This is a genomic window from Roseateles cavernae, assembly GCF_040187885.1.
GTDB lineage: Bacteria > Pseudomonadota > Gammaproteobacteria > Burkholderiales > Burkholderiaceae_C > Roseateles_E > Roseateles_E cavernae.
This window is the reverse complement of sequence record NZ_JBDPLH010000014.1, coordinates 21,298-33,644: the sequence shown is the minus strand read 5'-3', so window position 1 is coordinate 33,644 and position 12,347 is coordinate 21,298. Positions and strand designations below refer to the sequence as shown.

The 12,347-nt window shown below is 67.0% G+C and carries 14 protein-coding genes; 4 read left to right on the top strand and 10 right to left on the bottom strand.

From position 1 onward, the window contains the following. Positions 1 to 136 precede the first annotated feature (136 nt). Positions 137 to 832, top strand: coding sequence for a Bax inhibitor-1/YccA family protein (locus ABGI63_RS23755; protein WP_349745045.1), 696 nt, complete (start codon positions 137 to 139; stop codon positions 830 to 832). Between the two features lie 51 nt (positions 833 to 883). On the opposite strand, the gene rlmD is transcribed toward ABGI63_RS23755, so the two are convergent. The 5 genes from rlmD to surE are packed head-to-tail and all read right to left on the bottom strand — an operon-like array spanning position 884 to position 5,864. Beyond that, positions 884 to 2,239, bottom strand: a complete 1,356-nt coding sequence (gene rlmD / locus ABGI63_RS23750; protein ID WP_349745044.1) for a 23S rRNA (uracil(1939)-C(5))-methyltransferase RlmD — start codon at positions 2,237 to 2,239, stop codon at positions 884 to 886. A 37-nt stretch (positions 2,240 to 2,276) separates the two neighbouring features. Beyond that, a complete protein-coding gene (gene rpoS, locus ABGI63_RS23745) occupies positions 2,277 to 3,302 on the bottom strand; it encodes an RNA polymerase sigma factor RpoS (protein WP_349745043.1) in 1,026 nt (341 codons plus the stop codon). Between the two features lie 25 nt (positions 3,303 to 3,327). Beyond that, the gene (locus ABGI63_RS23740; protein ID WP_349745042.1) at positions 3,328 to 4,227 is read right to left on the bottom strand and encodes a peptidoglycan DD-metalloendopeptidase family protein; all 900 of its coding nucleotides are present in this window, start codon (positions 4,225 to 4,227) and stop codon (positions 3,328 to 3,330) included. Positions 4,228 to 4,278: 51 nt separating this feature from the next. Beyond that, positions 4,279 to 5,118 carry a protein-L-isoaspartate(D-aspartate) O-methyltransferase gene (locus ABGI63_RS23735; protein WP_432767466.1) on the bottom strand — a complete coding sequence of 280 codons (840 nt, stop codon included), beginning with the start codon at positions 5,116 to 5,118 and terminating at the stop codon, positions 4,279 to 4,281. Next, positions 5,115 to 5,864 carry a 5'/3'-nucleotidase SurE gene (gene surE / locus ABGI63_RS23730; RefSeq protein ID WP_137945571.1) on the bottom strand — a complete coding sequence of 250 codons (750 nt, stop codon included), beginning with the start codon at positions 5,862 to 5,864 and terminating at the stop codon, positions 5,115 to 5,117. Before surE ends, ABGI63_RS23735 begins: the two co-directional genes overlap by 4 nt. A gap of 93 nt (positions 5,865 to 5,957) precedes the next feature. On the opposite strand from surE, the gene ABGI63_RS23725 reads away from it, so the two are divergent. After that, on the top strand, positions 5,958 to 6,935 hold the full coding sequence (locus ABGI63_RS23725; protein ID WP_349745040.1) for an NADPH:quinone oxidoreductase family protein: 978 nt from the start codon (positions 5,958 to 5,960) through the stop codon (positions 6,933 to 6,935). 108 nt (positions 6,936 to 7,043) lie between these two features. Next, positions 7,044 to 7,799: a LuxR C-terminal-related transcriptional regulator gene (locus tag ABGI63_RS23720; RefSeq protein ID WP_137945569.1), complete on the top strand. Its 756-nt coding sequence runs from the start codon at positions 7,044 to 7,046 to the stop codon at positions 7,797 to 7,799. A gap of 28 nt (positions 7,800 to 7,827) precedes the next feature. On the opposite strand, the gene ABGI63_RS23715 is transcribed toward ABGI63_RS23720, so the two are convergent. Both ABGI63_RS23715 and ABGI63_RS23710 read right to left on the bottom strand, forming a co-directional pair. Beyond that, positions 7,828 to 8,124: a hypothetical protein gene (locus ABGI63_RS23715; protein WP_349745039.1), complete on the bottom strand. Its 297-nt coding sequence runs from the start codon at positions 8,122 to 8,124 to the stop codon at positions 7,828 to 7,830. A gap of 138 nt (positions 8,125 to 8,262) precedes the next feature. After that, on the bottom strand, positions 8,263 to 8,616 hold the full coding sequence (locus ABGI63_RS23710) for a hypothetical protein (RefSeq protein ID WP_349745038.1): 354 nt from the start codon (positions 8,614 to 8,616) through the stop codon (positions 8,263 to 8,265). 295 nt (positions 8,617 to 8,911) lie between these two features. On the opposite strand from ABGI63_RS23710, the gene ABGI63_RS23705 reads away from it, so the two are divergent. Then, on the top strand, positions 8,912 to 9,262 hold the full coding sequence (locus ABGI63_RS23705; RefSeq protein ID WP_349745037.1) for a PRC-barrel domain-containing protein: 351 nt from the start codon (positions 8,912 to 8,914) through the stop codon (positions 9,260 to 9,262). Between the two features lie 33 nt (positions 9,263 to 9,295). Here ABGI63_RS23705 and ABGI63_RS23700 read toward each other — a convergent pair whose 3' ends face one another. From ABGI63_RS23700 to sbcB, 3 genes are all read right to left on the bottom strand, one after another. Beyond that, positions 9,296 to 10,240: a GGDEF domain-containing protein gene (locus tag ABGI63_RS23700; RefSeq protein WP_349745036.1), complete on the bottom strand. Its 945-nt coding sequence runs from the start codon at positions 10,238 to 10,240 to the stop codon at positions 9,296 to 9,298. Between the two features lie 139 nt (positions 10,241 to 10,379). Then, the gene (locus tag ABGI63_RS23695; RefSeq protein WP_349745035.1) at positions 10,380 to 10,865 is read right to left on the bottom strand and encodes a YybH family protein; all 486 of its coding nucleotides are present in this window, start codon (positions 10,863 to 10,865) and stop codon (positions 10,380 to 10,382) included. 14 nt (positions 10,866 to 10,879) lie between these two features. Then, entirely contained in the window at positions 10,880 to 12,322 is a 1,443-nt protein-coding gene (gene sbcB / locus ABGI63_RS23690; RefSeq protein ID WP_349745033.1) for an exodeoxyribonuclease I, read from the bottom strand. Between the last annotated feature and the right edge of the window lie 25 nt (positions 12,323 to 12,347).

Below are 12,347 nucleotides of genomic sequence, written 5' to 3'. Positions count from 1 at the left end.
CAAACCCAATACGGCAGCGCCCTCGGCGGCGGCCTCGCGGTCGAACGCCAGNATGGCTGCGCAGTCAGCCTGTGCTGACTAGAATAATTGCAAAGAAGAACTGGTCTCTCAACCGACATTTCCCTGGAGGACTGTGATGAACGACAGCATGCAAACCCAATACGGCAGCGCCCTCGGCGGCGGCCTCGCGGTCGAACGCCAGCGCGTGCTGCGCAACACCTACTGGCTGCTGGCCCTGTCCATGGTGCCCACCGTGCTGGGCGCCTGGGTCGGGGTGTCCACCGGCATCATGGCCAGTCTGGGCCTGGGCATGAGCACCCTGGTGTTCTTTGCCGGCGCCTTCGGTCTGATGTTCGTCGTCGAGAAGACCAAGAACAGCAGCACCGGCGTCGTGGCCCTGCTCGCCTTCACCTTCTTCATGGGCCTGATGCTGTCGCGCCTGCTGGCTCAGATCCTGGGCTTCAAGAACGGCAGCGAACTGATCATGATGGCCTTCGGCGGCACCGGCGCGATCTTCTTCGCGATGGCCAGCCTGGCCACCGTGATCAAGCGCGACCTCTCCGGCATGGGCAAGTTCCTGTTCGTCGGCGCCATCATCCTGCTGGTGGCCGGCCTGGTGAACATCTTCCTGCAGTCCTCGGCACTGATGCTGACCGTGATGGTGCTGGCGATGGCAGTGTTCTCGGCCTTCATGCTGTATGACATCAAGCGCGTGATCGATGGCGGCGAGACCAACTACATCTCGGCCACCCTGGCGATCTACCTGGACATCTACAACGTGTTCCAGAGCCTGCTGTCCCTGCTGGGCATCTTCGGCGGCGAACGCGACTGAGCGCGCACCCTGGCTTAGCAGAAACGGGACCTGCGGGTCCCGTTTTTCTTGTCAGCGCTCGAAGACCGCGATCGACTCGACGTGGGCCGTGTGCGGGAACATATTCACCGCACTGGCGGCCGTGCAGCGGTAGCCGGCCACATTGACCAACAGCCCCGCATCGCGCGCCAGCGTGGCCGGATTGCAGCTGACATAGACGATGCGCTGGGGCGGCGTCCAGCCCGGGGCCAGGCTCGGGTCCTGAGCGATATCGGCCACCGCCTTGGCCAGCGCGAACGCACCTTCGCGCGGCGGGTCCACCAGCCATTTGTCAGCCACACCGTCGGCCGCCAGCAACTCGGGCGTCATCTCGAACAGATTGCGCGCGACAAAGGCGGTATTGCCCTCCAGCCCATTGCGCCTGGCGTTTTCGCGCGAGCGCTGCACCAGGGTCTCGCTGCCCTCGATGCCCAGCACCTCGCGCGCCTGGGTCGCCAGTGGCAGGGTGAAGTTGCCCAAGCCGCAGAACCAGTCGATCACCCGCTCGTTCTTGCGCACCTGCAGCAGGCGCAGCGCGCGGCCGACCAGCACCGTGTTGATATGCGGATTGACCTGGGTGAAATCGGTCGGCTTGAAGGGCATCACGACGCCGAACTCCGGCAAGGTGTAGGCCAGCTCCGGGCCGCCCTCGTCAAGCAGCTTGACCGTGTCCGGCCCCTTGGGCTGCAACCACCATTGCACGCCCGGATGAGCGGCCGCGAACTCGCGCAGCTTGGCCAGATCGGAGTCGGGCAGCGGATTCAGGTGGCGCAGGACCAGCGCGATCACCTGCTCACCCATGGCCAGCTCGATCTGCGGCAACCGGTCGCGCTCGGCCATGCTGGCGATCAGCTCGCGCAGCGGCATCAGCATATCGCTGACCACCGCCGGTACGACCTTGCAGACCTGCATATCGGCCACATAGCGGCTCTTGCGCTCATGGAAGCCGATCAGCACCTGACCCTTCTTGGCCACATAGCGGACCGAGAAACGTGCACGATAGCGATAGCCCCAGGCCGGGCCTTCGATAGGCCGCAGCAGGGTCTCCGGCTTGACCTTGCCCAGATGCCAGAGGTTGTCCTCGACGACCCGCTGCTTGACGGCGACCTGGGCCCCGGTGTGCAGATGCTGCATCTTGCAGCCGCCACAGGCACCGGCATGCAGGCCGAAATTGGGACAGCCGGGCACGACCCGCTGTGAGCTCTCGCGGCGCATCGCCACCAGAGCGCCCTGCTCCCAATTGTTCTTCTTGCGGCCGACGGTGACCTGCACCTCTTCACCGGGCAAAGCGCCCTCGATGAACACCACCTTGCCTTCGGTATTGTGGGCAACGCCCTGCGCTTCCAGGTCCAGCGATTCGACCTTCAGCCATTCGGATTGTTGAGTCATGGCCGGGATTATCCCTGCGGCCACACTCAGCCCCGCTTCAGAAGATCGCGTCGCGGTTGATGCCGTGCCGCATCATATTGCGCTTGAGCTTGTTGAGCGCCTCGATCTGGATCTGCCGGATGCGCTCGCGCGTCAAGCCCAGCCGGATCGCCAGCACATCCAGCGTCTCGGGCTCGCGGTCACTCAGGCCATAGCGACCGGCCAGCACCTCGCGCTCGCGCTCGTTCAAGGCCGCCAGGCCATGCTCCAGCAATTCCTCCAGCTCATGGCTGAGCCGCAGGCCCAGCGGGTCGACCGCCTGCTCGTCGGCCACCAGATCCATCATCGACTCGCCGCCCTCGCCGTTGCGATCGACCGGTGAGTCCAGCGAGGTCGGCAGCTCGGCATAGGCCAGCAGCTCGGCAACCTCGGCCAGCGGCCGGCCCAGCACGGCCGCAATGTCCTCGGCGCGCACCACCGACTCGGCGCCGTTCTGGCTGCGCAAGGCCTCCAGCGCCCGACGCGCCTTCAGCACATGGTTGAGCTCACGCACGATGTGCACCGGCAGCCGCACCAGCCGGGCCTGATGCATCAAGGCGCGCTCGATGCTCTGGCGTATCCACCAGCTGGCATAGGTCGAGAAACGGAAGCCGCGCTCGGGCTCGAACTTGCCGATCGCATGCATCAGGCCAAGATTGCCCTCCTCGATCAGATCGCTCATCGGCAGGCCGCGGCCGAGATAGTTCTTCGCGATGCTGACCACCAGGCGCAGGTTGTGCTCGATCATCGCCTGGCGGGCGGCGAATTCGCCGGCCCGGGCCCGCACCGCCGTGTCGTACTCCTGCTGCGGCGTCAGCAGCGGCGTGCGGCGGATATCGCGCAGATAGGCTTGCAGCGCATTGCCCAGATCGACATCGGCGGCCGGCGCGGCGCCATTTCGCAAGATCTGGACCTCGTCATCGTCAGGCCCTGCCGCTGCGGGAGCGGCAGGGCCATCCTCGGCCAGCAGCCGCTCCAGATCGGCCGGTGGCGGCAGCGGTGGCGCGAGTGAGCCGTTGGACAGATGGGGCGCGGCGCGTTTCATGATGTCAGCACGGCGCCCTCACTGCTTAGCGGGACGGCAGCAGCTTGGCCGGGTCGATAGGCTTGCCTTGCTTGCGCACTTCGAAGTGCAGCTTGACCTGGTCGGCATCGCTGGATCCCATCTCGGCAATCTTCTGGCCCTTGCGCACCGCCTGGTCTTCCTTGACCAGCAAACTCTGGTTGTGCGCGTAAGCCGTCAGGTAGGTGGTGTTGTGCTTGATGATGACCAGATTGCCATATCCGCGCAAGCCCGAACCTGCGTAAACCACGCGCCCGTCGGCAGCCGCCAGCACCGGGTCGCCGGCCTTGCCGGTGAACACCAGACCCTTGTTCTTGACCTCGTCGAAACCGGCGGCCACCGCACCGGCGGCCGGCCAGCCCCAGGGCGGCTCATCCTCGGAGCCGGCGGCAGCCGGCGGCGTGGTCGTCGGCGCACTGGCGGCCGTCGTCGCGGCAGGCGCCGAGGCGGCGCTCGCCGGCGGCTTGCCGTCCAGCGGGCGGCTCTCGACCTTGGCGCTCGTGACCGGGCGCGCGCTGACCGCCGCCGCGTCGACGCTCGGCGTCACTACGCGCAAGACCTGTCCCACCTCGATGCGATTGGCATTGTCGATGCCGTTCCATTTCGCCAGGTCGCGCCAGTTCTGGCCGTTGTCCAGCGCGATGCGGATCAGCGTGTCACCGGGCTTGACGGTGTAGTAGCCGGGCTTGCCGGCATTCTCGGCGCCCGGCAGCGGCTTGACCTCGGGCGCGGGCTGCGCCTCCGGGTTGCCCGAGGGTGTCGCGACCGGCTTGGTCGCGCCATTCATCGGTCGGTCCTCCACCGGCGCACGGTGCTTGGGCGAGGCGCAGCCGACGATCAGGGCACAGATCGCGACGACCAGCAGGCCGACGGGAAATGGGGTGTTGCGGTTAGGGTTCAGTGGCATGCGTTTCAGCGTTTGGTGGATGGCCCGGCAGACAGGGCACGGCGGGCGCTCTTACGTCACGCCCGATTTTAAAGGCACGAAAAGCACCGCCTCATGAAGCGTGCGGACAAAACGGCTAGCACCTGTTTCCTGCAGATGGTCGACCACCACCAAGACCTGACCCCGACCGCCCGGCGTCTGCATCGGCGCCACCAGCCGCCCGCCCGGCGCCAGCTGGGCCATCCAGGCCTCGGGCAGATCGTCGCCGCCGGCCGCCGCGATGATGCCGTCATAAGGACCGCTGGGCGCATGGCCCAGCCGCCCATCGCCATAAATCAGCCGGACGCCGCCCAGATTCAGTGTCGCCAGGCTGGCGCGCGCCTTATCGTGCAGCGGCTTGATGCGCTCGATGCTGGTGACCTGGCGCGCCAGCCGGGCCAGCACGGCCGCCTGGTAGCCGCAGCCGGTGCCGATCTCCAGCACCCGCCCCATCAGCGCACCGGCCTCCTTGGACGCGCCGGGACGCGCCAGCAGCAGCTCGATCATGCGACCGACCACCGAGGGCTTGGAGATGGTCTGGCCATGGCCGATCGGCAGGCTGGTGTCCTCATAGGCCTGGATGGCCAGCGCGGTATCGACGAACTCATGGCGCGGCACGCCGGCCAGCGCCTGCAGCACCCGCTCGTCGCGCAGGCCCTCGCGCTGCAGGCGCTGCACCATGCGCAGGCGCACGCCGGCCGAATCCATGCCCAGACCGCTGGGCGCCGCACGCCGGGCTGCGTCGGCGGTGGCCTGCTGCAGATGGCGCTGCGGCATCAGCAGCTCGCGCACCGGCGCCGCGCCACGACCGCCCAGCTTGTCCAGCGGCAGCGGAAAGCGCTTCTTGGGCGTTTCGGGCGGCGTCGCGCTCACGGGGTCTGGCCCAGGCGCTGGCGCCAGGCCGGCAGCGAGGCGTGGTCGCTGAGATCGACCTGCAGCGGCGTGATGGAGACCATGCCGTTGGCGCAGGCGTGGAAGTCGGTGCCTTCGCCGGCCTCGCGGGCATCGCCTGCCGGGCCGATCCAGTAGATCGTCTCGCCGCGCGGGCTTTGCTGGCAAATCACCGGCTCACTGGCATGGCGCCGCCCCAGGCGCGTGATGCGGCGCGGCAGGGCCGCGACATCGGCGCGATTGGGCATGTTCACATTGAGCAGAAAGGCCTGGCCCAGGCCGCCGGCCAGCACCTGCTCGATGAGGGCCCGGGCCGCTGCGGCGGCCGCATCGAGATGGCCCCAGCCCTTCTCGACCTGCGAGAACGCGATCGACGGGATGCCGAACAGATAGCCCTCGGTGGCGGCCGCCACCGTGCCCGAGTACAGGGTGTCGTCTCCCATATTGGCGCCGTTATTGATGCCAGAGAGCACCAGGTCGGGCCGATAGTCCAAGAGACCGGTCAAGGCCACATGGACGCAGTCGGACGGCGTGCCGTTGACATAGCGAAAGCCGTTGCCGGCGGTGTAGACCGACAGCGGCCGGCCCAGCGTCAGCGCATTGGAGGTGCCGCTGGCATTTTGCTCGGGGGCGATCACATCGATCTGACCCAGGCCCTCGCAGGCCTTGACCAGGGCCGCCAGCCCCGGTGCCAGATAACCATCGTCGTTTGCTATCAGGATACGCATGCCGGCATTGTAGGCATCGCGTCACCTGGGCGACCCCTTGTCTACCCACCCCTGCTTATCATCGATCAACAAGCAAAAACCGGAGTCAAACCCATGCAAGCCTGGCTGTGCGAGAACCCTGTGGGCGTCGAAGCCCTGCGCTGGAAGGAAATGCCGACCGCCGAGCCCGGCACCGGCCAGATCCGCGTGGCGATCAAGGCCGCCAGCCTGAACTTCCCGGACCTGTTGATCGTGCAGGGCAAATATCAGATGAAACCGCCGCTGCCCTTTGTGCCGGGCACCGAGTTCGCCGGCGTGGTCGATGCGGTGGGCGACGGCGTCAAGGGCTTCAAGCCTGGCGATGCGGTAGCCGCATTTGCCGGCACCGGTGGCTTTGCCAGTCATGCCTGCATTCCGGCCGCGCTGGCGATGCCGCTGCCGCCGGGCTTTGCCTTCGAGGATGCGGCCGCTTTCATCTGCACCTATGCCACCAGCCACCATGCGCTGACCGACCGCGCCGCGCTGCAGCCCGGCGAGACGGTGCTGATACTGGGAGCGGCCGGCGGGGTTGGCACGGCCGCAATACAGATCGCCAAGGCGGCGGGCGCGCGCGTGATCGCAGCGGCCTCGTCCGACGAAAAATGTGCGCGCTGCCTCGAGATCGGGGCCGATGCCACGATCAACTACAGCAAGGGCACGCTGCGCGAGGACATCAAGACACTGACCGAGGGCAAGGGGCCCGACGTGGTCTACGACCCGGTCGGTGGCGATCTGGCCGAGCCGGTGTTCCGCTCGATCGCCTGGCGGGGCCGCTATCTGGTGGTCGGCTTTGCGCAGGGCCAGATCCCGGCGCTGCCGCTGAACCTCGCGCTCTTGAAGGGGGCCTCTATCGTCGGCGTGTTCTGGGGCGAGTTCGCCAAGCGGGAGCCGCAGCGCAATGCCGCGATGCTGGCTCAGCTGGCCGGCTGGTACGCCCAGGGCAAGATCAAGCCGGTGTTGGACCGCGTGCTGCCGATGACGGAATTGCCCGCCGCGTTCGCTCGCATGAGCAGCCGCCAGGTGGTCGGCAAGGTGGTGCTGAGCCAGGCCTGAGCTGCGGCGAAGCGCTGCAGCAACATCTCGCTACGCGTGCCCTGCTTTCGCGGGGCATGCGCGGTCTCGGTTGTGCGCTAGGATGCCGGTCGAGCGGAGCCTCACACCATGGCAGTCAAAGTCCTGATTATTGAAGACAACCCCGTCGCGCGCAGTTTTCTGTGCCGCGTCGTGCGAGAGAGTTTCAGCGATGCAATGGAGATCACCGAAGCCGGCGATCTCGAGGGCGCGCGACGCCATGTCGCCCGCGTGGCGCAGGAGAGCCCCGAGATCGGCTTCAAGCTGATCCTGGTCGATCTGGAATTGCCTGACGGCAATGGCATGGAATTCCTGGCCGAGCTGGCCGGCACGCCATCGGTCAAGGTCGTCACGACGCTGTACTCCGACGACGACCACCTCTTCCCGGCCCTGCAATGCGGGGCCGATGGCTATTTGCTGAAGGAAGACCGTTTCGAGGTGCTGGTCGAGGAGTTGCAGCGCATCGTGCGCGGCCAGCCGCCGCTGTCACCGGCGATCGCGCGCCGTCTGCTCTCGCATTTCCGGCCCGGCTCCAGTGGCGACAGCGGCCCGATGAGCCTGAATTCGGCGCTGAACTCGGGCTTCAGCCCGCTGTCCTCCAGCGCCGCGCCGCCCAGCGGTCGAGGCGTCGTGCTGGACCCGCCGCCCGAATGGGAGCGCCTGACCCCGCGCGAGAACGAGGTGCTGACCTATCTGAGCAAGGGTTTCACGATCAAGGAAATCGCCAATTTGATGGGCATCAAGTGGTTCACCGTCAACGACCACATCAAGTCCATCTACAAGAAGCTCAATGTCTCCAGCCGCGCCGAAGCGGCGGTGCTGGCCAGCAAGCAAGGTCTGGTCTGAGGACCAGCGCCTGGCTCAGGCAGCAGGCTTAGACATCCACCCACTGAATCAGCAGTGACAGCAGCAGTAGCATCGCGCTCAGCGGCATGAAGGGCATGGCCGGGCGCCGACCCAGCCCGGCGGCGGCTGCCAGCGCATGCAGGCCGCGGTAAGTCGCCGCCAGTGCCAGCGGCAGCACGAAGGCCGCCGCCCAGTACTGCCCGTCATCACGACCAAACAGCGTGTAGGGATTGCACAAGGCCACCAGCGCCAGCAGGGTCAGTTGTTGCGCCAGCCGCAGCCGCGCCGGCGCGACCAGGATTTGAATACCTGTTGCTTCTTGCATCTCGACTCCAGAAATCGCGCCGCAGGCGCTGTGTCAGGTCCGTCGCCATCTTCGGTTCAACGGTGTCGCATGATGCGAAGGCTTTATTAAGCGCGTCTTAAGCGTTGATGAAACTTGCCACAGGGCAGCCCCGCTGATTCAGCGCCTCCAGTCGCCGCGTCGACCGTCATAGCGGTCATGGCGGTCATAGCGATTGGGAATGCCATCGCCATCACGATCCCAGGCCGGGTTGTAGAGCCGGTCGCGGCGGTTGGGGATGCCGTCACCATCGCGATCCCAGCGCGTCGGCTCCTGATAGTGGCGCGAGTGATAGTGGCGCGAGGGGTAGACCGGCTCGACATAGATCGGGCGGGGCTGGACGTAGACCGGCGCATGACCCTGGCTTCCGATCGTGACCGACCAGCGCACGTCCGGCTCCCGCGCCGCAGCAGCGCCAGCGCACAGCAGGCCGACCAGACCGAGACTCGCAATCACCGTGTTTCTGTTCTTCATGAGCATGGACTCCTCTGATGACAGGCAAGGATCCGAACTGGATGCCGCCGCCACCACCCAACGAGCCACGAGACGCGCCCGCCGACATGCCGACTGTGAAACCAGGTAAAGCTTGTTTCCGGCCTTGTATGCGCTTGCGAGCACGGTAAGCAGCTGCAACAAGCGCGGGCCGTAGGCCCGGTCCTACCTTGCCGTTGGCGCAGCGCCGATGGTGGCCTGCCGCCTGCCGATCAATAGTCGGCTCTCCGGCCGCAAGACATGGTGTCGATGGCCGCCAACAGCAAGGAGGCTCATGATGAGCATCAGCAGCAATCCCGTGATTTCATCGGACAAGGTCGAGGGCACGGCCGTCTACAACCCCAATGGCGACAAGCTCGGTTCGATCGACGACCTGATGATAGACAAGCGCTCCGGCATGGTCCGCTATGCCTCGCTGGAGTTCGGCGGCTTTATGGGCATGGGCACCGATCGCTACCCTCTGCCCTGGAGTCTGCTGAAGTACGACACCGCGCTGGACGGCTATGTCGTCCCTCTGCAGAAGGACCAACTCGAGCGCGCGCCCCGCTATGCGCAGTCCGACGCCCCGGAGTACACGGATGAATACGGCCGCCAGGTCTATGACTACTACGGCGTGAACTGGATGTAAGCGGCCGCAGGCGGGCCGCCGCCCCCACAGGGATCAGCCCGCCAGTTCCTCGAAGCCGCCGTTCGAGACAAACACCCGCACGCTGTCGCCGCCCGAGGCCTTGGCCTCGGCGCAGGCCAGCGTGGCGGCGCCGATCACCGACTCGACCGATTCCAGATTGGGCTGCAGCTGCACCACGCCGACGCAAGCCTTGACGCGGGTGCGGTGCAGGCCCCAGCGCAGCCGGTAAGCGGCGATCGCCGAGCGGATCTTCTCGGCCACGATCTGGGCGTAGTGCTGGTCGCAATCGGGCAGCAGCACCGCGAAATGGTCGGTCTCCAGCCGCGCCACCAGGTCGGAGGCGCGCACCTTGGTCACCAGCATCTGGCCCAGACCGTAGAGGAAATGGTCGGCCACCTCGCTGCCCATGCTGGTCAGTACCTCCTGGAACTTGTCGACATCGATCCACAACACCGAGACGGGCTCATGGCGGCGGCTGCCGACATGCTCGGCCAGCCGACGCTCGAACTCGCGCCGGTTCGCCAGTTCGGTCAGCGCGTCATGCTTGGCGGTCCAGGTCGGCTGCATGCGCAGCTGGCGCGCGGCCGTCACGTCGTCGATCACCCACAGCGCCTCGCCGCCCGGCACATCCCAGTGCACCGGCGTTGCCTGCAAGCGGCCCCAGAAGCGCGAGCCGTCCTGGCGCACGTACTCGATCTCCTCGTCCAGCGGCCGCCCGGCCGCGAAGGCCTGCGCCATGCGCTCGAAGACGCCGCTGTGAGCGCCGTCCGAGACATGGACCGAACGGGTGGCCTGGCCGCTCAGATCGGTCTCGTCGCCATGGCCGAACAAATGGTTGAAATACTCGCTGACCACCTCGAAACGCGGCCCCTGCACAAAGCCCACAGCCATCGGTGCGCGCACCAGCAGCGCACGCATGCGCGCGGCGATCACATCGTTGGAGCTGCCATCCACGGGCGGATTTGCTGGGTCTTGCATCGAGGTCTCCTAGGCGCCGGGCGCACCACACGCCACAACTATCGCAGGTGTAGCGTGTTTGCGCCCCGCCGGAAACCCCGAACTGGCGGAAATTCGCCAGGCATTTCGGCGCGGCGCCCCCAATGCCGGTCCAAAAGCCTCAGGGTGGGCAGCCGGCGGCCGAGGAAGCACCGGCCGCGGCGCGGTCGGTCGTGCTCAGTGGCGAGCCCTTGTCCAGCACCACCCGCCATTGGCCGGGTGCCTCCTGGCGCCAGACCGAGTTGAAGCGCACGATGGCCTCGCCCTGAGGGTTGCGCACCAGGCCGGTCGAATAGGCCAAGCTGCCGTCGGCCAGTACCTCGACCTGGTCGGGCGCCCAGGAGAACGGTGCCGTCGGCGCGTCGAAGAAGCCCGTCCAGCCGGCCAGCACGGCCGCGCTGCCGCGCAATACCTCGGGACCATTGAAGAACAGCGCCTGAGCCGACAGATGGCCGGCAAAGGCCGCCAGATCGCGCTGGGCCATGCTGCGCGCAAACGCGCATTCGGCCGCCCAGACCTGGGCACGCGCCTGCACCAGATCCGGCTGAGCCTGCGCCTGCGGGGCCGCGGCCATCAGCAGGGCCCCCATCCAAGCTGTCTTCGCCATGTCGCGCTCCTCATTCAAGCCTCCGGGGCGATCTGCTCCGCGTAGTCGTACAGCGCGCCCAGAATGTCCTGGCCGCGCTCGTCGGCCGCCTCGCTGAGCTGGTCGACCCGCTCGAAGAAGGCCTGCAGACTCAGCCCGCCGCCCTCGCCCGCATGCAGGCGCGCCGCGCGATGGGCCTGCCAGCGCTCGCGCTCCGCCTCGTCCAAGCTGGCCGGGAAGTTGCGAGCGCGATAGCGGAACAGCAGCTCGTCCAGCCGCGCATCGGCAAACATCGTCTTGCCCTGTGCCACCCGCTCCGCCAGGCGCTCCGGGCTCAGCTCGCGCAGCCGCTGCAGCAGGCGCCGGTCCTCGTTGCCGACGAAGCCGCCGTACAGGTCTTCGTCGACATCGGGCGTGCCTGCCGGTGCCGGGCGGGCGAAAACCTCGCCCCACAGCCCGTCCAGCAGCCGGCCCTGTGTGGCCAGCTGCTCGGCATGGGCCAGGCCCTGGGCCATGTCCAGACCCCAGCGCTGGGCCATGGCCGGCGACAAGGTCTTCAGATTGCCGATCACGACCGGCGACTTGTTGACATGGATGGTCTTGATCGGCAGCCGGGCCACGCCCTCGGGCAGCTCATCCTGCTTGGTGAACAGGCGCTCGCGGATCGCCGCGGCGTTCAGCGTCAGCAGCTCGGCGGGGTCGGCCGCCAGATCCCAGACGATCAGCTCGTTCTTGTTGCTGGGATGCGGCGCCAGCGGCCAGACCAGCGCGATGCAGCCGCGCTCGGGGCCATACATGCCGGAGATGTGCAGGAAGGGCTTGCCAATGCCGATCTCGGCCCAGACCGCGTCCTTTTTGTGCAGCTTCAGGCAGAACTCGAAGAGCTTGGGCTGGGCCGTCTTGACCAGCCGGGCCAAGGCGATGGTGGCGCGCACATCGGAGAGCGCATCGTGCGCGGCCTCGTGTACCAGGCCGTTGGCGACGGTCAGGTGCTCGAGCTTGAACGAGGGCCGACCGTCCTCGTGCGTGGGCCATTGCAGGCCCTCGGGCCGCAGCGCATAGGCGCAGCGCACCACGTCCAGCAGGTCCCAGCGGCCGCAGCCGTTCTGCCACTCGCGGGCATAGGGGTCGATCAGATTGCGCCAGAACAGATGGCGGGTCACCTCGTCGTCAAAGCGTATCGTGTTGTAGCCCACGCCCACGGTGCCCGGTGCGGCCAGCTCGGCCTCGATCGCCGCAGCGAACTCATGCTCGGGTCGGCCTTGCTCGACGCAGGTCTGCGGCAGGATGCCGGTCAGCAGACAGGCCTCGGGGTCGGGCAGAAAGTCCGGCGCCGGCTGGCAGTACAGCATCAGCGGCTCGCCGATCTCATTGAGATCGGCATCGGTGCGCAGGCCGGCGAACTGGGCCGGGCGGTCACGGCGGGGCACGCGACCAAAGGTCTCGTAGTCGTGCCAGAAGAAGGAAAACTCATGCATGGCCGGCACGATAACCGATAGCCGG

What these genes read in the sequence shown, in the direction of transcription:
- ABGI63_RS23755 (WP_349745045.1), top strand. Translation starts at nt 137, where the DNA reads ATGAACGACAGCATGCAAACCCAATACGGCAGCGCCCTCGGCGGCGGC.
- rlmD (WP_349745044.1), bottom strand. Translation starts at nt 2,239, where the DNA reads ATGACTCAACAATCCGAATGGCTGAAGGTCGAATCGCTGGACCTGGAA.
- rpoS (WP_349745043.1), bottom strand. Translation starts at nt 3,302, where the DNA reads ATGAAACGCGCCGCGCCCCATCTGTCCAACGGCTCACTCGCGCCACCG.
- ABGI63_RS23740 (WP_349745042.1), bottom strand. Translation starts at nt 4,227, where the DNA reads ATGCCACTGAACCCTAACCGCAACACCCCATTTCCCGTCGGCCTGCTG.
- surE (WP_137945571.1), bottom strand. Translation starts at nt 5,864, where the DNA reads ATGCGTATCCTGATAGCAAACGACGATGGTTATCTGGCACCGGGGCTG.
- ABGI63_RS23725 (WP_349745040.1), top strand. Translation starts at nt 5,958, where the DNA reads ATGCAAGCCTGGCTGTGCGAGAACCCTGTGGGCGTCGAAGCCCTGCGC.
- ABGI63_RS23720 (WP_137945569.1), top strand. Translation starts at nt 7,044, where the DNA reads ATGGCAGTCAAAGTCCTGATTATTGAAGACAACCCCGTCGCGCGCAGT.
- ABGI63_RS23715 (WP_349745039.1), bottom strand. Translation starts at nt 8,124, where the DNA reads ATGCAAGAAGCAACAGGTATTCAAATCCTGGTCGCGCCGGCGCGGCTG.
- ABGI63_RS23710 (WP_349745038.1), bottom strand. Translation starts at nt 8,616, where the DNA reads ATGAAGAACAGAAACACGGTGATTGCGAGTCTCGGTCTGGTCGGCCTG.
- ABGI63_RS23705 (WP_349745037.1), top strand. Translation starts at nt 8,912, where the DNA reads ATGAGCATCAGCAGCAATCCCGTGATTTCATCGGACAAGGTCGAGGGC.
- ABGI63_RS23700 (WP_349745036.1), bottom strand. Translation starts at nt 10,240, where the DNA reads ATGCAAGACCCAGCAAATCCGCCCGTGGATGGCAGCTCCAACGATGTG.
- ABGI63_RS23695 (WP_349745035.1), bottom strand. Translation starts at nt 10,865, where the DNA reads ATGGCGAAGACAGCTTGGATGGGGGCCCTGCTGATGGCCGCGGCCCCG.
- sbcB (WP_349745033.1), bottom strand. Translation starts at nt 12,322, where the DNA reads ATGCATGAGTTTTCCTTCTTCTGGCACGACTACGAGACCTTTGGTCGC.